The sequence below is a fragment of the Cecembia calidifontis genome (assembly GCF_004216715.1).
Classification (GTDB): domain Bacteria; phylum Bacteroidota; class Bacteroidia; order Cytophagales; family Cyclobacteriaceae; genus Cecembia_A; species Cecembia_A calidifontis.
Genome location: NZ_SGXG01000001.1, coordinates 2640571 through 2660731 on the forward strand (window position 1 = coordinate 2640571; position 20161 = coordinate 2660731).

Annotated in this window: 17 protein-coding genes; 5 read left to right on the plus strand and 12 right to left on the minus strand. The window is 41.9% G+C overall.

The window, feature by feature from the left end; all coding sequences use genetic code 11:
• Positions 1–55: 55 nt before the first annotated feature.
• From pta to mltG, 4 genes are all read right to left on the minus strand, one after another.
• Entirely contained in the window at positions 56–2155 is a 2100-nt protein-coding gene (gene pta, locus BC751_RS11410) for a phosphate acetyltransferase (RefSeq protein WP_130275643.1), read from the minus strand.
• A gap of 84 nt (positions 2156–2239) precedes the next feature.
• The gene (locus BC751_RS11415; protein ID WP_130275644.1) at positions 2240–3193 is read right to left on the minus strand and encodes a YihY/virulence factor BrkB family protein; all 954 of its coding nucleotides are present in this window, start codon (positions 3191–3193) and stop codon (positions 2240–2242) included.
• Positions 3194–3204: 11 nt separating this feature from the next.
• Positions 3205–3612, minus strand: coding sequence for an acyl-CoA thioesterase (locus tag BC751_RS11420; protein WP_130275645.1), 408 nt, complete (start codon positions 3610–3612; stop codon positions 3205–3207).
• A 2-nt stretch (positions 3613–3614) separates the two neighbouring features.
• Positions 3615–4655 (minus strand): endolytic transglycosylase MltG, encoded by a 1041-nt coding sequence (mltG, locus tag BC751_RS11425; protein ID WP_130275646.1) that lies wholly within the window; start codon positions 4653–4655, stop codon positions 3615–3617.
• Positions 4656–4730: 75 nt separating this feature from the next.
• On the opposite strand from mltG, the gene BC751_RS11430 reads away from it, so the two are divergent.
• From BC751_RS11430 to BC751_RS11450, 5 genes are all read left to right on the plus strand, one after another.
• Positions 4731–5144, plus strand: coding sequence for a (deoxy)nucleoside triphosphate pyrophosphohydrolase (locus BC751_RS11430; RefSeq protein ID WP_130275647.1), 414 nt, complete (start codon positions 4731–4733; stop codon positions 5142–5144).
• Positions 5145–5392: 248 nt separating this feature from the next.
• The gene (locus BC751_RS11435) at positions 5393–6022 is read left to right on the plus strand and encodes an L-threonylcarbamoyladenylate synthase (RefSeq protein WP_130275648.1); all 630 of its coding nucleotides are present in this window, start codon (positions 5393–5395) and stop codon (positions 6020–6022) included.
• Between the two features lie 21 nt (positions 6023–6043).
• Positions 6044–6661, plus strand: a complete 618-nt coding sequence (locus tag BC751_RS11440; RefSeq protein WP_130275649.1) for a WbqC family protein — start codon at positions 6044–6046, stop codon at positions 6659–6661.
• Positions 6662–6746: 85 nt separating this feature from the next.
• Positions 6747–9281 (plus strand): ATP-dependent Clp protease ATP-binding subunit, encoded by a 2535-nt coding sequence (locus BC751_RS11445; RefSeq protein ID WP_130275650.1) that lies wholly within the window; start codon positions 6747–6749, stop codon positions 9279–9281.
• A gap of 114 nt (positions 9282–9395) precedes the next feature.
• Positions 9396–10142, plus strand: coding sequence for a TerC family protein (locus BC751_RS11450; protein WP_130275651.1), 747 nt, complete (start codon positions 9396–9398; stop codon positions 10140–10142).
• 67 nt (positions 10143–10209) lie between these two features.
• Here BC751_RS11450 and BC751_RS11455 read toward each other — a convergent pair whose 3' ends face one another.
• The 8 genes from BC751_RS11455 to BC751_RS22425 form a co-directional block, all read right to left on the minus strand.
• Entirely contained in the window at positions 10210–12474 is a 2265-nt protein-coding gene (locus BC751_RS11455) for a molybdopterin cofactor-binding domain-containing protein (protein WP_130275652.1), read from the minus strand.
• Positions 12475–12491: 17 nt separating this feature from the next.
• Entirely contained in the window at positions 12492–12947 is a 456-nt protein-coding gene (locus BC751_RS11460) for a (2Fe-2S)-binding protein (RefSeq protein ID WP_130275653.1), read from the minus strand.
• Positions 12948–13067: 120 nt separating this feature from the next.
• Entirely contained in the window at positions 13068–15584 is a 2517-nt protein-coding gene (locus BC751_RS11465) for a TonB-dependent receptor plug domain-containing protein (protein ID WP_242617447.1), read from the minus strand.
• A gap of 181 nt (positions 15585–15765) precedes the next feature.
• Entirely contained in the window at positions 15766–16224 is a 459-nt protein-coding gene (locus BC751_RS11470; protein ID WP_130275655.1) for a hypothetical protein, read from the minus strand.
• A gap of 819 nt (positions 16225–17043) precedes the next feature.
• Positions 17044–17877, minus strand: a complete 834-nt coding sequence (locus BC751_RS11475) for a carboxymuconolactone decarboxylase family protein (protein WP_130275656.1) — start codon at positions 17875–17877, stop codon at positions 17044–17046.
• Between the two features lie 205 nt (positions 17878–18082).
• Positions 18083–18979, minus strand: coding sequence for a helix-turn-helix domain-containing protein (locus BC751_RS11480; protein ID WP_130275657.1), 897 nt, complete (start codon positions 18977–18979; stop codon positions 18083–18085).
• A gap of 244 nt (positions 18980–19223) precedes the next feature.
• Complete coding sequence (locus BC751_RS22420; protein WP_242617448.1) at positions 19224–19610, minus strand: hypothetical protein; 387 nt, start codon at positions 19608–19610, stop codon at positions 19224–19226.
• On the minus strand, positions 19585–20094 hold the full coding sequence (locus BC751_RS22425) for a hypothetical protein (RefSeq protein WP_242617449.1): 510 nt from the start codon (positions 20092–20094) through the stop codon (positions 19585–19587). The genes BC751_RS22420 and BC751_RS22425 overlap by 26 nt, the downstream gene beginning before the upstream one ends.
• Positions 20095–20161: the final 67 nt, after the last annotated feature.

Sequence of the window (20161 nt, forward strand, 5' to 3'; positions counted from 1 at the left end):
CTTGGTACATAATACTTGGGACATTGTACATGGTACCTTGTACCATCTCCTTACCTCAGTCCTCTTGAGCCTGTATCGCCGTAATGACAACCGTATTGAAAATATCGTCCACTGTACAGCCTCTGCTGAGGTCATTGACCGGCTTGTTGAGCCCTTGAAGGATAGGCCCGATGGCGATGGCGCCCGTTTCCCTTTGCACAGCTTTATAGGTATTATTACCGGTATTGAGATCAGGGAAAATTAGGACGGAAGCATTGCCTGCTACTTCAGATCCGGGCATTTTTTGTTTTCCGGTATCTGGATCTACTGCTGCATCATATTGAATTGGTCCCTCCACCTTGATGTCAGGCCTTCTGGATTTAACGATTTCGGTCGCTTTTCTTACTTTTTCCACATCTTCCCCGGTCCCTGAATCTCCCGATGAATAGGACAACATGGCCACTCTGGGTTCAATGCCAAATTTAGTACTGGTATCTGCAGAGGAAATAGCAATCTCCGCGAGTTCCTCAGCAGTAGGGTTGATATTGATGGCGCAGTCTCCAAAAATGGTTACCCTGTCAGGTAGACACATGAAGAAAACAGAGGAAACGAGGGATATGCCAGGTTTTGTTTTGATAAACTGTAAAGCAGGACGTATGGTATGTGCTGTGGTATGGATGGCACCTGAAACCATTCCATCTGCATGGCCTTTGTACACCATCATGGTGCCGTAATAAGCCACATCGGTCATTAAATCCCTCGCCACCTCCAGGGGCATATTTTTCCCTTTCCTTAATTCATACAAGGTATTGACGTAATCATCATAATAGAAAGATTCCTGAGGGTTGATAATCTGACAGTTCTCCTGATTGATGCAAAGTCCCAGTCTGGCTATGCTTTCCGAAATTTCATTGACATCTCCCAACAAGGTAATATTTACAATTCCCTGCCTGACCAATCGGTCAGCTGCTTTTAAGATTCTTTCATCTTTACCTTCTGGAAGTACGATGTGCTTTTTCTTACTTTTTGCCCAACTGACCAATTGGTACTGGAACATCCTGGGGGTCATGCCAACAGGTCTGAAGGCGGCAATTTCTTTCTCCAAAGCTTCCATGTCCATGAATTTTCGAAAGGTATTGATGGCAACATGGATTTTGTCAGGATTGTCAGGCGTAATCTTGGAATGAATACCGGCGACTTTCGTGGCGGCATAAAAAGAAGGTTCCTCGACCCTTAGGATAGGGACTGAAATATTGGAGCCTTCCATTAGACGGAGCACGGAATCGGCAATTTCAAAGCCTCCTGTCAGGACGATGCCTGAAATCTTGGGGTAATTTTTGGAAAGATTGGCCTGGAGTGAAGCCATGATAATGTCTGCCCTGTCCCCTGGTGTCACTATCAGGACATTTTGCTTGATATGATTGAGGAAGTTGCCAATCTGCATGGCACCGAAAATGAAATGATCTGCCCTGTTGGAAAGATATTCTTTGCCAAACAGCACTTCGGCATTCAGTAATTCTTTCACTTCTTTCATGCTTGGGCTTTTCAGTTCAATGATATTCGGAATGACAGTGACCAAAATGTCTTTTTTAAGATGGGCTTTTAATTGTGATTTTACCACTTCCAGCTCGTCCGCTTCCACTTTATTGACCACCACGCCAAGAACCTTTACTTTTCTTTCCAGAAAATTATTGATGGTGACATTTACCGCATTGGTAATCTGTTGCACAGTTTTTCCAGCACCGGAGGTAACTATCATGACAGGAGTGCCCAAATTCTTTGCGATGGTGGCGTTGGCATCAAATTCAAAAGCCGTGCCCTCGCCTAAAAAATCACTTCCTTCAATGATAGTGAAGTCATATGCTTCTTCCAGTTTCTTGTATTTGCTGATGATGGTATCAATAATTTCCCCCTGCAAACCAGACTCTGCCAACAGATTGGCTTCTTCTCTGGTGTAGGCATAGGCTTTTTCATATTGAATGGGAAGCTTGAAATACTCGATCAAAGTATCAATCTGCGCATCTCTTTTTACTTCCGGTTTTTCATTGATGATGGGCTTGAAGTATCCAACTTTCTGGGTTTTGGCTAAAAGCATATCTACGATTCCCAATGCTACGGTAGATTTGCCAGAATAAGGCTGTGCGGTAGCTATAAAAATACTCTTCTTGGTTTCCATTGTACTGTCAGTTAATGATGGACAAAATTATAAAAGTTACCCAACCCCAATCTTGATGAAATTGGTCAGCAAACATGACATAAATCATGTTAAATTATTTGCAAGTTTAGCAGAAACTACCCGTCTTTCGGCTGCCTTATCCAAACTGACATTAATTTCAAAGCAGATCAAAATGATCAGGGAAGTGATAAAAAGCCATAGCATCACGGCGATCATGGCTCCAATTGACCCATAAAGTTTGTTGTAGGTTCCAAAATTATTCAAATAGAAGGTGAACAAATAAAAACTGAAGTTGATCAGAAAACCTGCTGTGATTGAGCCTGCTGAGAAGAACTTCCATTTGTCATGGACGGCTGGGGCAAAGCGGAAAATATATGCGGTCGCCAGGGTAAAAAGTCCCAATAACACAATAAACCTGAAAATGGTCAATAAGTAATAGTAAAGGTTGCTGGATACAATTTTCCACTCTGAGATATTGTATAGGATACTGCTCCCAAGGATCATCACCACTACCGCACCGCAGATCGCCAGGACCAAGACCATCACAATACTGACAGCAATTAGCCTTGTGGTCAAGAATGAACGGTTTTCTTTTGTTCTGTACACCGCATTAAAGGCATTCATCATGGAGACAACCCCGTTGGTTGAAAGGAATAGGGCCAGAAAAAAACCGATAGAAAGCAAACTTTGCCTCGGTTTACTAACTATATCCATGATGGTCGATTCAGCTTCCTGGTAGATACTTGCGGGAATCAGGTCTCCGATGAATAAAAGGATATTTTGAGTGGTTACATTGGGAAAGAAATAACCGATGTAAGGGATCATGTTGAGTAGAAAAAGCAGCAAGGGGAACATGGCAACCGTAAAGCTAAAAGCCATAGCACCGGCCCTTTCATTGAGGTCATCTTTTCTAAGCTGCTCAAGGAATATTCTACCAACATCATACAGGTTTTGGTCAGGATTTCCCAAATGGAATTTCCTAAGGAGCTTTGCTTTACGGGTAAACTTAATAGATAATAAACGTATCCTTTTTTTCACTTAAAAATGGATTATTCAAAATAAGGCTGCAATAAATCTAACAAATATTGTGGAGGTCTACAGGGTTTGTGGCTGTCTTTTTTCAAAAAGGTCAAAGTGGTCCATCCTTTTGTAATGAGTTCTTTTTCCTCATTAAAAACCTCATATTCAAATTTTATCCTGATCCCAGGCATTTCCGGAATCCTGGTTTTGATGGTCAAAAGCTCGTCATATTTTCCAGGTTTCAGGAATTGGGTGTGGAGTTCCAGAACAGGCATCATGATGCCCTCCTCCTCCATTTGCCTGTAGGAAAACCCTGCCGAGCGAAGGGCTTCTACCCTTGCCACCTCAAAATACATGGCATAATTCCCATAATAAACATAGGCCATCTGGTCTGTTTCCGCATATCTAACTCTTACTTGGGTCTCTGCCTGGAACATAATCAGTAAATATTTGCTTTGTTTAATGCCACTTGGTATTTCCTTGCGTTGATCAGGTGATCGTTGAAATTTTTCGCGAAAGCATGATAGCCTGAGAAATCATCCTTGGCGCAAAAATAGAGGTAATCGTGGTTTTCATAATTTAGCACGGCATCCAAAGCTGAAATTTCCGGAAGGTTGATAGGCCCAGGAGGAAGTCCGGTGTATTTGTAGGTATTGTACGGGCTATCAATTTCTTTATGGGTATTTAACACCCTCCTTATAGAAAAGTCTCCGGCAGCAAACACCAGCGTAGGGTCAGCCTGAAGGGGCATATTAATTCTTAATCTGTTCATGTAAACTCCAGCCACTCTGGGCCTTTCATCGGCTTTTTGGGTTTCTGCTTGAACAATAGAAGCCAAGGTGGATACTTCTATTGGACTAAGTCCAATCTTTCTGGCTTTTTGCTTCCTTTCTTCTGTCCAAAACTTGTCATATTCTCTGTACATCCTGTCAAAGAGATTTTCCGGGCTGGTATTCCACCAAAGTTCATAAGTATTTGGGATGAACATGGACATCACCGTTTCTTTAGTAAAACCAAACTTTGAGATGTACACGGAATCATTCAAAAGGTCCAGAAACTGTTCAGGTTCCATTTCAAGGTTTTTGGTCAACCTTTCTGCCAGGTCTTCTTTTGTCCTTATATTATTGAAAGTAACCTTGACAGGAGTTTGGCTTCCACGGAGAATCCGGATTAAATTGAGGTTATTTGTTCGGGGAGGGATAGTGAATAAACCTGGTTTGACCGATTCCTGATAATCCATCACTTTGGCCACAAAACTGAAAGTGATGATGTCATTGATGACTCCATTGTTGTACAAGCTGTCAGAAACCTGTTTAAATGTGGCGTTGCTTGGGATCTTTAATAAATAGGGTTCTTCTTTATCTACCAGGGCATTGGGGCTAAAAAAGGCCTGGTAAAAATAGAAAGACAGAGAAGTCAACATCACTGAGAAGGTGATGATGGCAATGAGGTATATTTTTGTTTTTTTATCTTCAAACATAATTTTTGCTTCAAACAGAAGAATAACGGCAAAAATAGAGATTTTTGTTCACCAGGCTAATCTAAAATTGAAACAATGCCCTCATCTATCCAGGTAACATGCGCCCTTATCCTTCAGGATCAAAAAGTTTTATGTGCTCAAAGAAGTGGAAATATGGCTCTTCCCTGGAAGTGGGAATTTCCCGGAGGCAAGATTGAAAAAGGAGAGACCCCAGAGCAATGTTTATTGAGAGAAATTAAGGAAGAACTCAACTTGGATATTGAAATTGTAATGGCTTTTCCAGTCAATAAGCATGATTATGGCAATGGAAAAGTTGTCGAACTTATTCCATTTTTAGCCAAACTTCGGGGAGGTGATCTGATTTTGAAAGAACATACACAAATACTTTGGAAAGGAGTAGAGGAGTTACGAAGCCTGGATTGGGCAGAGGCCGATATTCCAATTGTGGAAGGTTTTGTTACGTGGTTTTTGGATAGATTCCAAGCTTAAGAAGGGTAAATTGGTACAGGGTTACCCATTTAATTGCATCAACTCTATTTCTGTATATTATTCATTTTCAAATAATTGAATAGTGTTTAATTTTTTAACACAAACTAAAAACAGCTAAAATTTTGACTTGAGCTTAAGTCGACCTAACTTCGATAATAAGAAGTGGGGCATATTTAATGCCGAAGACTTTAAGAATATTGGTTTCTTGTAAACAACAGGTCGAATTCTTAGGACAAAATACTGAAAAAATGGCTGCTGAATTCATTAAACTACATGCTGAAAATCCGGAGATGAGAAAAATCCAAAAAATCGTGGATATTCTCAGGGATGGGGGTGTAATCATTTATCCCACGGATACAGTATATGGTATGGGTTGTGACATCCACAACCAAAGGGCAGTAGAAAGAATTGCTCAGATCAAAGGTATTAAGCCCAAAAAGCACAATTTTTCCTTTATTTGTTACGATCTGAGCAATATTTCGGAATATACTAGGGCCTTGAGTACCCCTGTCTTTAAGGTGATGAAAAAGGCGCTGCCTGGTCCATATACTTTTATTTTAGAGGCGAACAATTCAGTTCCCAAAATTCTTAACAGCAACAAAAAGACGGTGGGTATCCGAGTTCCTGACCATTCGATCCCAAGGCTCTTGGTTAAGGAGTTGGGATCTCCCATCCTGACCACTTCCATACATGATGAGGATGATGTCATCGAATACAGCACGGATCCTGAGTTGATTTATGAAAAGTACAAAGACCTGGTAGATGTGGTCATTGATGGAGGATATGGCAATAATGTGGCTTCCACAATTTTGGATTGTACTGGAGATGAAATCGAAGTAGTCAGAGAGGGATTGGGGCCTGTGGATGAAATTCTGTAGTATGCGTGTAGAGCTTATTGGATGGTTGCATTGACTGAATTATTTTACCTTCCTTCACTGGAATATTTCACGGCGGTATTGGGGAGTGAAGAGATTATTTTGGACGATACGGAGAAGTATCACAAGCAAACTTACAGGAACAGGACTTCAATTATGCTGGCGAATAAGGTGGAGGTTTTGTCTATTCCTGTATTAGGAGGCAACAAGAGGCTTCCTTACAAGGAAGTTAAAATTGATTATGGTCAAAAGTGGAAAAACGTTCATTTGAGAGGAATTCAGTCGGGGTATGGAAAAGCGCCATTTTTTGAGTATTTTTATCCGTATTTTGAAAATATTTATCAAAAGAACCTGACATATCTTTTTGACCTGAATTTAGAATTACTGACAGTTTGTCTTAAACTCCTGCAACTGGATGTCAAACTTTCCGTAATGGGAAATATAGGTGAAAAAGCCGTTGGGAATGATATTAGAGGCCTTTTAAATGCCAAAAAGGGATTTGAGACCAGATCATTCTACCAATCTGAGGCATATTCTCAATTATTTGGCGTAAACTTTGTCCCTAACCTAAGTGTTGTTGATCTGCTTTTTTGTGAAGGTCCGGCGTCAAAAAAAGTACTACAGGCTTCTCAAAAAAAATGATTGAACAATCGTTAAAAGGATTGTGTTTTTAAAACAAATTCGGTAACATTAGTACAGATTTAAAATAAGATCAGAAAGGATATACATGGAAGCAAAATTTTCAAACAGAGTCAAAGAGGTGATCTCCCTCAGCCGCGAAGAAGCACTGCGGTTGGGACATGATTACATTGGAACGGAACACCTCTTGTTGGGAATGATTCGTGAGGGGGAAGGAGTGGCTGTTTCCATACTGAAAAAGTTGGGAGTTCCTTTGGATGAACTCAGAAATTCTATTGAAAGAGCGGTAAAGGGTACAGCAAACCATAATGTCAAAAATCTGGCAAATATTCCATTGACCAGGCAGTCCGAAAAGGTATTGAAAATTACTTATCTGGAAGCAAAAATATTCAAAAGTCAACTAATAGGAACGGAGCATTTACTCCTTTCCATTTTAAGGGATGAAGACAATATTGCTACCCAGATCCTGCATAAGTTCGATGCCAATTATGATGCCGTTAAGGAAATGTTAGAATTCCAGACCAACAGCGGACCAAGATCTAAAGCTGAGGCGGATGATCCGGATGAGGATAGCTCAAAATTATTCGGTTCTTCTTCCGGTAGTGGTTCCTCAGGTGCTGCATCCAAAGGTTCTGCCGAGAAGTCCAGGACACCCGTGTTGGATAATTTCGGTAGGGATCTTACTAAAATGGCTGAAGAGGACAAATTGGATCCCATTATTGGTAGGGAAAAGGAAATTGAGCGAGTAGCCCAGATTCTTTCCCGTAGAAAGAAGAACAACCCTATATTGATCGGTGAGCCGGGAGTAGGTAAAACTGCCATTGCAGAAGGATTGGCCCTGAGAATCGTTCAGAAGAAAGTTTCCCGTGTGTTGTTCAATAAAAGGGTAGTTACCCTGGATTTGGCTTCTTTGGTAGCAGGTACCAAATACAGAGGACAATTCGAGGAGAGAATGAAGGCTGTGATGAACGAGCTGGAAAAATCACCTAATGTTATCCTGTTTATAGATGAGCTGCATACCATTGTAGGGGCAGGAGGAGCCAGTGGCTCTTTGGATGCTTCCAACATGTTTAAGCCTGCGCTTGCAAGAGGAGAAATCCAATGTATTGGTGCTACCACTTTGGATGAATACAGGCAATATATCGAAAAAGATGGTGCCTTGGCCAGAAGATTCCAGATGGTCATGGTAGATGCTACCTCTCCTGAAGAGACTATTCAGATTCTGAACAATATTAAGGATAAGTACGAAGATCACCACAATGTGATTTATACTCCTGAGGCTATTGAGGCCTGCGTGAAATTGTCAGACAGGTATATTTCTGATAGATTCCTTCCTGATAAGGCCATAGATATCTTGGATGAGGCCGGTGCCCGTGTGCATATCAACAATATCCATGTTCCGGAAGAAATTCTGAAGCTGGAGGAAGAGGTCGAAAAGATCAAGGTTGAGAAAAACAGGGTAGTGAAAAGCCAAAAGTATGAAGAGGCTGCCCAGTTGAGGGATAAGGAGAAAAAATTGCTTGAGCAATTGGAGAATGCTAAGTTAAAATGGGAAGAGGAAAGCAAGACGAAGCGTTACGTGGTCGATGAAGACAATGTAGCAGAAGTTATTGCTATGATGACCGGAATTCCTGCCAAACGTATTGCTCAGAACGAAGGAGCCAAGTTGCTCAATATGGCAGAGGAATTGAAAAGCAAAGTAATTGGTCAGGATGAAGCCATCAAGAAATTAGTCAAGGCTATCCAAAGAACCAGAGTGGGCTTGAAAGATCCTAAAAAACCCATTGGTTCATTTATCTTCCTTGGACCAACCGGAGTTGGTAAAACTGAGTTGGCCAAAACTTTGGCAACTTATCTCTTCGACAAGGAAGATGCCTTGGTAAGAATTGATATGTCCGAATACATGGAGAAATTCAGCGTGTCCAGATTGGTTGGAGCGCCTCCAGGTTATGTCGGATATGAAGAAGGCGGCCAACTGACTGAAAAGGTAAGAAGAAAGCCTTATTCTGTGGTGCTTTTGGATGAAATTGAAAAAGCACACCCAGATGTGTTCAATATCCTGCTTCAGGTCTTGGACGATGGAATCCTTACGGATGGTCTGGGCAGAAGAGTGGATTTCAGAAATACCATCATCATCATGACTTCAAATATCGGAGTCAGGGATCTTAAGGATTTTGGTGCAGGTATCGGGTTTGCTTCCAAAGCTAAACAACAGAGCATGGATGACGTCATGAAATCTACCATCCAAAGCGCACTGAAAAAAGCCTTTAGCCCTGAGTTCCTCAATAGATTGGATGATGTTGTTGTATTCAACTCTCTGGATAAGGAGCATATTCATAAGATCATTGATATCAGTCTGAAAAAACTCTTTACCCGAATCACTGATCTGGGTTATAAAATTCAATTGACAGACAAGGCGAAGGATTTCTTGGCTGAAAAAGGTTACGACCAGCAATATGGTGCAAGACCCCTGAACAGGGCCATCCAAAAATACCTCGAGGACGCTTTAGCCGAGGAGATATTGAAAGGAGATCTCAGTGAAGGTGATGTTATCCTTGCGGATTATTCCGGTGAAGGGGATGAACTTACCATCACAGTCAATAAAAAAGAAAAAGCTGAGTAAAAAAGTTGTGTATCACCTATGAATACCAAAGAGCTGTTACAGAAATGTAACAGCTTTTTTTGATTATGCCCGTTTTCCCTAAATATTAAAACCTTTAGCACTAAAAAACAAGTTATGGAAATCTTTCTCGCGACTGAAACATGGATAGCATTGGCTACCCTTACATTCCTGGAAATTGTCCTCGGAGTTGATAACATTATCTTTATCTCAATTATATCAAACAAACTCCCGGAAGATCAGCAGGAGAAAGCAAGAATATTAGGCTTGGCTTTTGCTATGCTTTTCAGAGTGGGCTTATTACTTGGAATTTCTTACATTATCAAATTCAATGATCCTCTGGTTACAGTTTTTGATTTCAGTTTAAGCGGGAAAGATATGATTTTGGCCTTTGGAGGATTGTTTTTATTGTTCAAATCGACCTTGGAGATCCATCACAAGATGGAAGGGATTCCGGAGGAAGTCAAATCCAACTCGGCCAGCAGTTTATCCCAAGTGATATTTCAGATTATTTTATTGGATGTGATATTTTCATTTGACAGTATTCTTACCGCAGTGGGTCTGGTAAAGGAGGTGGTCGTAATGATCATTGCTGTGATTATTTCCATGATAGTCATGATGTTGTTTGCCGGGAAAATCAGCAAATTCATCAACAAGCACCCTACACTTCAGATCTTAGCGCTATCTTTCCTGATCTTGATCGGATTTATGTTGTTGGTGGAGGGCTTCCATTTTGAAGTACCCAAAGGATATATCTACTTTGCAGTTTTCTTCTCTCTGGGAGTGGAACTTATCAATATGCGGATGAGACGGAATGTGGAGGGAAAGACAGTAAAACTCAATCCAAGAATCAAGCAGAAATAATACTTCTTTTTATTCCGATATTAGAAAAAAAAAGAGGCTGTCCACTTATGCGACAGCCTCTTTTAGCTTACATCCTGGTGATCCCTGACTCCAGTTCCTTCAAATAAGGTTGGTTGTACAGCCTTCTTCCGGTTGCTTTATAAAGCGCATTGGAAACAGCCGCAAATACAGGAGGGAAGAAGGGTTCCCCTAGTCCTGTAGGGTCATGTTCATTTTTTGCAAAATGGACTTCTACCTTTTTGGGTGCTTCTGGCATGCGGATCATTCGGTAATTGGTGAAGTTGTTCTTTTGAGGTACACCATCTTTGAAGGTGAGTTCTCCAAAGAAGGCATTTCCAATACCGTCGACGATGGCGCCTTCCCCCATATTGATAGCAGCATCAGGGTTGATGACAATACCGCAATCAGCTGCAGCAAATACATTTTCGACTATGGGTTTATTACCTTCCAATTTTAGGTCAATTACTTCTGCCACATAGGAATTGTGACAGAAATAAGCGGACACCCCTCGGTGAACTCCTGGTTTTGGATTGTCCCAGTCGGATTTTTCCCTGACCAATTTCAAGACACCGGCATATCTTTCGGGATCGTAATCATTATTCGAACCGACCGGATTATTTTTGGCCCTTTCTAAGAGTTCCAATCTGAAATCAATGGGGTCTTTGCCCATCACTTCCGCAAGTTCATCCAGAAATGCTTGTTCAGCCGCAGCCATAAAATTGGATCTTGGTGCCCTAAATGCCCCAATGGTAATATTGGATTCGATTTGCCAACTCTCCGCTAAGTAATTGTCAATGGCACCTGCGGGGAACCTGTTGGGATAAATGGGACTCTCAGGGATTCCTCCTGCTTTTACATGGAATGCAAGAAGGTTGTTGTTTTCATCCAAGGCAGCCCTATAAGTAGCGGTATAGGTAGGCCGGTAGATACCATAGCTCATGTCATCTTCCCGGGTGTACATCAATTTGATGGGTGCCCCCACTTTTTGTGATATGACAGCGGCCTCGACCAAATGGTGTCCGTAGGCTCTTTGACCAAATCCGCCTCCCATTCTTGCCAGATTGATCTGGATTTTATCCTTTGGTAGTCCCAATCTATGGGTCAATGCATTCATGATGGACTCAGGTGCCTGTATGGGGCCATATACTTCCGCATGGTCTGCCGTGACATGGGCATAGCAATTGACCGGTTCCATACAGTTATGAGCCAGGTAGGGAGCATTGTAGCTACGTTCCAGGATTTTGCTGGCTTTTTTAAAGGCGGATTCAGGATCGCCATCCCGACGAAGGATGTTTCCGGGCTTTTTGGAGTATTCCTCCATTTTCGCCAGGTGACCATCTGTACTTTCCAATCCGGCAGGAACTCTTACAGTTGATTTATTTCCCCCCCATCCGCTCATGATAAATTTTCTTTCAGGGGCTTTTTCCCATTCCGCCTGTAATTGCTTTTTGGCCTGCATCACTTCCCAAGTAGAATTTCCGACTATGGCAATAAGCTCAGGATGGGTGGTGGTATCAAACATATTCTGTTCGTAATCCTCTTTATGGACTTGAAAGCTGAATACATCTTTAATACCCGGCATGGATTTAACCGATTCGGCATTGAAGGATTTTACTTTCATGCCAAAAGCCGGAGGCAGCGCTACCATGGCAATCAGCATGCCCTCCTTTTTGAAATCCATGGTAAACAATGGTTTACCTGTTACAATTTTTCCGGCATCCACATTTTTCCTGGAGGTGCCGATGATGCTAAAGTCTTTGATAGCCTTCAGTTCCACTTCTTCCGGGATGGGCAGGGTTGCGGCCAAAGAGGCCATTTCTCCATATCCTGCTTTTTTACCGCTGCCTTTATGATGGATCATTCCCGCTTCGGTCGTAATTTCATTGGGGGAAACATCCCATGTCTGGGCTGCTGCCTGGACAAGCATCAATCTGGCAGTAGCACCTGCTGTGCGCAGTGGTTTCCAACCTTGCCGAATGCCCTGACTTCCTCCTGTAAACTGCCTGTCATACCGTTCCGGATAAAAATCAGCCTGCTCTACAAATACATTTTTCCAGTCCATATCCAGTTCATCTGCCAGGATCATCGGCATGGAGGTTTTGACGTTGGAACCGAATTCGGGATTTGGTGACATCAAAGAAATTGCCCCGTTTTCTCCAATTTTGATATAACTGTTCAGTTCAAACCATTCATCAGGCAAACCAAGGGCAACTTCCTTGGGGCTAGGCTTACATCCCGCCAGCCAGCTAAAGCTCAGCATCATGCCGCCACCTGCCAGGGCAGAGGCCTTGAGAAATGATCTTCTATTGAGTTTTGTCTTTACAATTGTCATGGTCTTTGGCTTTTGGGTTAGGATTTTGCAGCAGTTTTGATCGCTTTCTTTATCCGTACATAAGTGCCGCAACGGCAGATATTTCCGTTCATCGCATTGTCAATGTCCTCGTCACTTGGACTGGGATTGCTATCCAGTAAAGCCACTGCACTCATGATCTGTCCTGCCTGACAATAACCGCATTGTGGCACATCGTGCTCCAGCCAGGCTTTTTGTACCGGATGGTCACCGTTTTCGGACAAACCTTCTATCGTGGTGATTTTAGCACCTTCGGCAGCCGAAACAGGAGTCACACAAGATCTGATGGCATTTCTGTTCATCAGTATGGTGCAGGCTCCGCAAGCTGCCACTCCACAACCGTATTTGGTGCCTACAAGATCCAAATGGTCTCTCAAAACCCAAAGAATCGGAGTTGAAGGATCCACATCCACTGATTGGGATTTCCCGTTGATATTGAGATTGAATGTTGCCATAATTCTAGTTTTTTGATAAAGTTACTGTTTTTGAAAAGGAATGCCTTACGAAAATCAAACAGATCCTTACTTAAATCGATTATTCTCTTTAGGTAGTAAGTAATTGGGATACCTATCAATTCAAAACCCAAAAGTCAGACTCGTGTAGTAAAACCCTCCAATCTTGGGGCCACCCAAAAAGGAATAATAATACCTGTTGAGAGCATTTGTAGCACCCAACTTGACACTTCCAAGGTTTTTGAATATCCCCACAGTAAGCTGTGCATCCAGCGTAGAATAGCCCTCTACCCATCCCGTGGCCAAGGCGGATTCCCAGAGAAAGCCTGCCTGCTGCCGGAAGTTGAACTGAAATCCCAGGGACTTGTACAAATTGGGGTTTCCCAAAGACAGGTTGTAATTCCATTCCGGCGTGTTGAATCCATCTTCCAAACCATCACCCCTAGTTTGTCGGGAGAGTCTTGCGTAGGTGAAGTTGCCACCGAGCCGAAATCCCTTAAAAAAGTTGTAGCTGAGGCCAAGGCTACCTCCATAATTCAAACTTACCGTCTTGGAATTGGTCCAAAGGCGGTAAAGGTCTTGGGTGGAGTTTTGAAGGAAATAGTAACCGATGCTGTCACTTTTGGAGGTTTGGGGCACGTTGGCATCCAATTGGGCGATGAGATTACGGAACCTGTTCAGGTAGAGGTCGGCATCTAAGGCAAATTTCCCTCCAAGCAACTCGGCGCGATAGCCGCCCTCCAGGCTGGTTGCCTGCTCGGGTTCGAGATAGGTGTAGTCTGTTTTTGCCAACAGGCCTTCGTTTCGGCGGATTGCCTCAGCAAGATCAAGGCCATTGGTATTCACGTCTGATTGGACAGCACGCTGGTATTGGGTGATGGAGGCTTGGGTGAAGCTGTTTTCAAAAATACCCGCCGACATGATCGGCAAGCCGCCAATCCGCTTTCTGCCACCGCTGTTGATGTTGGAAAAGCCCTCGAAAATACTCGGGAACCGGTAGCCACTCTGTACCGAAAAGCGAAAACTTTGCTGTGGTGAAGGGGTATAGACCGCTGCCAACCTCGGATTGAGCCTTGGCTCGAAATAAAGGTACTTGTCCAAACGGAGCACTGCATTGACCTTGAACCGGTCCTGCCAAAAGGTCTTTGTTCCTTGTATAAACCCACCCGTTTTCCAATAATTCAGGTTTTCGCCTGGTTCCGCCGGATTGATAAAATAATTCCCATCCGGCACGATAATGTAGGTTCTATAGTCCAAGCCATACATGACCTGGAGGTCGGGATTCCTCGGCAAGAGCCAGGAACTGATATCCTGTTGATATTCGGCGTGGAAAAGCCTTGCCTGTACCCTTAGTGCAGCTCCAATATCCCAATTGTTGATGTTTCTGAGTTCCTCGATTTTTGCAGCCATTTCAGGCGTGTTGGGAAGAATCCTTCCTTGGTCGGCAAGAGATCTTGCCAGATTCATCGCGTCTGCAACTCCCATGCCAGCTCCTGAAGCTTCAAGGTAATGTCTGGAAAAATCGGAAAACCACTGGTTGTCTGATTTGAAACTCCGGTCTATGTTTTCGGCCATCGATCTGATGTTGTAAGAATCCCCTGTGTTTTCCTGGGTCAGATAGGTCCTGAATTGGATTTTTGGGGACTGAAAGGTCAATGAGTGCTGTTGGATTCGATAGTCCTCTAACCTAAAGCGATTGGTCCGCTGGTAGATATTGTTTTGATGGGCAGCACGGAAAGTGTAGGAGAGTTCTAGATGCTCTTTTGGCCTAAAAAACAAGGAAACATCGCCCTTGAGGTTTTTCAGCCCATAGTCGGCCACTTCCTTTTCGGCATAGCCCGTGCGGCTCACCACATAGCGGATACCGTCGAGGGTCAGCGTCCTTCTGTTGGATGCTTCATCGCCATATTGGTTGACTCGGTCTGCTCCTGGGTTTTGGTCGGCAGACAAGCCGGTCGTCCTATTCGCCAATGGGTTGAGGTCCTGCTGGTTGTTGGCGTGCCAATCGGTACCTTGCATCCAGGAGCCGTTGAATTTCAGTCCCCACTTGGCATTCCAGGTCTCGGCTATCCGAAGGTTGGTTTCATAAAAAGGCGTACTTTCCGAATCCGGGGAATTAATGTTGTTTATACCAATTTTCTGATTGATGGAAATCCCAGGAAAGTCAAAAGGATTTTTGGTAATGAAATGGGCGATCCCGTTGATGGCGTTCATACCATACAGGGCCGAGGCAGATCCAGGGATGATTTCTACCGAGAGTATATCCAAATCGTTGGGGCCAAGTGAATTGGCAATCGGGGCCCCAATATGTGGTGCCTGATTGTCCACACCGTCCACGAGCTGGACAAACCGTACATTGGTGGTATGGGCAAAACCGCGGGCGTTGATAACCCTGAATCCCAAACTCGGCGTGATGACCTGTACGCCCTTTAGGTTTTGAATCGCCTCAAAAAATCCAGGTTGGGCAGATTGTTGAATGGCTTGTAGATTCAACTTTTCTACACTGACGGGAGCTTTGAGGATACTTTCCTGCTGCCGGGTGGCAGTGACGACCAGTTCGCCTAGGTCCCTGGTTGGGAGCGTGTCCGATACTGTTTTTTCCTGACCCCAAACCTGAACATGGAGTAAAAAGAATATCACAAAAAGCCTGTTGGGTTTCGAAATCATAAAGGGAAAAGAGACCTCTAAAATGTAATAGAAGTTCGAATGAAAGATACAGGTTAAATTGCCATCAAAATAAGGAATCTCATAAATCAATTAAATGGGGATGAAAAAAAGCGAGGATTCAAAGAACCAACGCTTTTTGATAATTATTACCCAATTAATTGCTTCTGCATATCTCCCAAGATTTATATTGAGAACAAATATTACTTTTCGGTCCAATAATGAAATGCGACATGTCCAAATCATCGTTTGATAACTGCCTAGCCAAATTAAACCCTTCTGAATGAGCTTCTTTCTCCCATGGAGAAAATCGGTGAAAATTTGAATTATAAAAATACCTTCTTCCCATCCAAGAGATATTTGAAGATTGGTCAATCTCCAACTTTCTTTCGACATATTGCCTGACATGGACCAGTTCATGTGCCAAAACTTCAGAGAGCTTAAACTCAGACAAATTGGACTGGATAAATATTTTGAATTTTTGAAGATTTGAGGTGTATCCTGTATCTGACTGAATGACAAACCCTAAAAGGTATTCCGGGAGATCTGAGGTGAATTTAATTGCCAAATGCAAATCCTCCTCTATGCCTATTTTGTCCAGAAAATAGTTTGCCATCTTTTTGATTTTCCTAGGATCTTGGCTGCCATAGATGTCTATTTTTGACTGTGCGGAAACTGGTTTCAGGGAAGCAAGAGCAATGGCTCCGAATATCAGGATTTTTAGATGGATTATTTTAATAGTATTAGTTGGTTTAATTATTCTTTAAAATTGCTATAGAAAATCCCGGAATCCTTAAATTTTTCAAACAGTTACCTACGAAAATCAAGTATTTATTCAAAGTGGACCCGAGAGAAGTCCACCTAAATTGATTTTCCCAAAATCAATACTGCTTTACGTTTTCCTGAACCTAGTTATTGGTCTGTTTTTCTTAAAACTAGTTCGATTAAATGCAATCGAACCAGTTCAACTCAATGATAGCGGGGCAAATCCCTTTTTTAGTCTGAAAAAAATGTCGAACGTGAAAGCAAGTTCGACCCTTATTATCCTTGGATCAAATCCTTACATTGCACTCGCATGTCAGGCAATCAGTTTCCAGCCGCTTTCTTTTTTTTGGTAAACTTCGGTGAATACCATATTGTATTTAGGGAGTCGATGAATTGAATAGTTGGCGATTAATGTTGCATTTGGGTAGCTTAGGTAAATTTTGAGGGACTGTTTACTTTTTTTACAGAAAGCAAAAAATGTTCATCCGCTACGCTGCACGAGAAGAATCTTAACGCAGTTTATACTTAATAATGGGTTAATGTAAAATCAGGGTTTACTCTGTGGTTAGTATGACCTAATTGGTTTGGATTGACTGTCTCTTTGGCTTTATTTAGTTCCACCATAAAAGAGTATCTGCAACTTTGCTTTATTATACCCCTCTTGTTACTTCTATGGATTTGGAGTTTCCATGATCACTTTTATTGCATTGGAAATTCTTGGAAATCCAATGTAAGGATATAGCTGTACCATGGCTGATAGCATCGTTTCTTTACTGTTTCCGGCTTTTAAATTCCCTATGGCATGGGAAGCCAGCTGTCTTTCTGTGCCCCCCATTGTAGTCAATGCCGCCAAAATCAACAATTCCCGTGTTTGCAAGTCAAGTCCCTGTCTAGTGTAATAATCTCCAAACAAGGTTTTGGTAAGCATATCGGGAATAAATTCCGAGAATTCCTCTGGCAAGTCCTTCATATTTTGCTTCATTCCATCTCCATAAAGGGGAAATTGTATTTCACTTCCCTTCTCCAGTCTTTCTGATTCTTTTACAGTCCCTTGGGGTGAAAGGGGAAGCGTAATACTTCTAGACTCAAAAACATTATTGATCGCATTTACCGCATTTAATACTTTTGGATAACCGATAAATGATGCCAATTGATATACAGATTCCCGAATTTCTATTGGAGAAACTCCAATATTCAAAGCAGCGTGAGCATGGGATTCCAATTGTGGAAGCATTTGCATGGTAGTCAAAGCCGTGATGGTTATAAGTTCCCTGGTTTTATCATCGAGATTTCCAAAGTAAAACACTTCACCATAGATGAAATTTCGCAAATTTTGTAATAATTCAGGATCAGAAGGACTTTCGCTCATTTCTCCGGCAAATAGTTCCTTAAACTTCAATTCAGCCCTTTCCTTTCTGGAATTGATTTCAGGGATTTGTGCCTGGATATTTGTTAAAATCGGGATAAGCAAGAAGGTTAAGAAAAATCTGATTTGAATATTCATAAGAGTCTTTTAAATTTAATCAATTTCTTTTAGGATAAAGGGCTCTCCGGGAGCCAGAATTCGGATTCGCTCAGGATTATTAATTCTTCCATATAGCTCCTCAGGATCCCCATTGAATGGGGAAAAGTCAGGAGCATCTATTGAACCCCAATGATGCAATATAATTAAATCAATCCTACTTGGTTTTATAAAAACCTCAAAAGCATTACTCTTCCCTAAACCTCATCGGACTGGTATCGACATGCTTTTTGAAAAAGTTGTTGAAATGGGTCACTTCCGTAAAACCCAGGGCATAGGCAATTTCCCCCACGTTCCATTTGCTGTGTTTGAGCAGGACTTTTGATTCCTGTAAAAGCCTGTCCTGAATGATCTGTGAGGTGGTTTTTCCGGTGACTTCCTTAAGGGCACGGTTAAGATGGTTGACATGGACATTGAGGTGCTCCGCAAATTCGGATGGAGTACGGATATCCAACTTCGGGTGGTTATCCTCTATGGGAAATTGTCTTTCCAGCAATTCGGTAAACATGGCGGTGATTCTGTGGGAAGCATTAAATGGCTGCCGGTCATTCAAGGTATTGGGCTGCAACTTGAGCCCATAGTGGATCAGTTCGAAGATGTGGTTGCGTATGCTGTCGTATTTGTATTTGTAATCCGATTTGAAATCCTTTTCCATCTTTTGGAAGACTTCCTCAATTTCAATAACCTGCTCATCTGTCAATTCAAAAACATGGTTTCCCGTTGGCTGGAAAATTTCATACTGCATTATATTGCCAAAATGGCTCATAAAATGTTGGTTGAAAATGCAATATTGTCCCTGAAGTTCCTCATGATGTTCCCATTTGTAGGGTATCAGAGGATTGGAAAAAGATAAAGCCTGCTTCTTTACCTCAATGACCTGATCGGCATAATAGACTGTGCCATGGCCTTTGACCAACATGATTTTGTAAAAATCCCTGCGACGATAGGGAATAGAAGTTAGTTTGCCATGGGAATAAGGCTCCAAACGGAACATGTTAAAATACCCGATGTCATTCCTTATATTCTCTGGAAGCCAATTGAATTTTCTTTTGTAAAATTCCTCTAAACTCTCACTCCGTTCCATAACTTTTGTTTTAAATCCTTTCATTGTTTACTAGTGAATATTTCAGATCAATCAGATATAGGCTAAGCGATATAAAAGGATATTTGCCTTCGGAGATATTATATGCTGACATCAAGCCTGAATCGATAAAAATTCACCTTTAATCAAGAATTTTATTTCCACCTTATTTCCACCTTATTTCAACTTTATTTATATAGAATTTCAATCAATATCAACCCCAATATCCGATATCAATAATTATCATTTATAGCAATGGATTCGCCCTTCTGACAAATTGGTTGTTGAAAGAGTAAATCAAGCTGATGTTCCAAATCCAGTTGTCAACCTCAATTTCTGAGACGATTTTACGGCTGATGATGAAACCTAAGGCAAGCGGGAAATCTTTTTTTCCCAAGACTATAGAAGTACTGGCAAAATATCCCTCCTTTTCATTCATTTTCAGAAAGAAAGCCTGTTGACTTGCGTTGAAGAATAATTTTTCTGAAAGGGAAATTTTTGTGAAATGTGATCCCAATGCTACAAATTGATTGATGGCATTTGGGCCATTTCCAAGGTTTCTGCCATGGAGGTATAAAAAACTTACCCTGGCATGTTCACTGAAAAATTTAACTTGGGGAAATTTCTCCGGCAAAAAACCTTTTGACTTCCATGGTTTCTACCATAGTTCCGGTGCCATCATCCATAAGGACATCCTCAAATATAAAGGCTGGATGGGCACCGATATGTAGCCTGAATTTTTCAGATTTGATGATTTTGTATTGCCACCAAAAGATAAATGACCAAGGCTTTCCATCTAGGGCAAACCGTAATTCAGGATCGAAACTAAGTCTCTCCCCGCCTAGAGAAAGCTCGAAAATAGCAGCAGGTCGATTAAGCGAAAAGACTGGGATCAAGGAAAGGCCATTATTGGTAATGCTTATATTGCCCCTAAAATGGTTGGATTCAGTGGAATTTTGGTTTTGTGCAAATATTTGGTTGGATATAATCACAAAAAACAATGCCAAGGCCTCACTTACAAAATACAGACGAAGTTTACCTTTGCTGGTTCCCATACAAAAACGGGAAATTGATTTTTCGATTTTGAGGTTTTCTGTTATAACCTTATAATTCAACATGTTACTTGTTATTTAGTGCTGTAAAATTACAACAAATTTTAGGAGCAGTATTAACCGTTTTCAAATC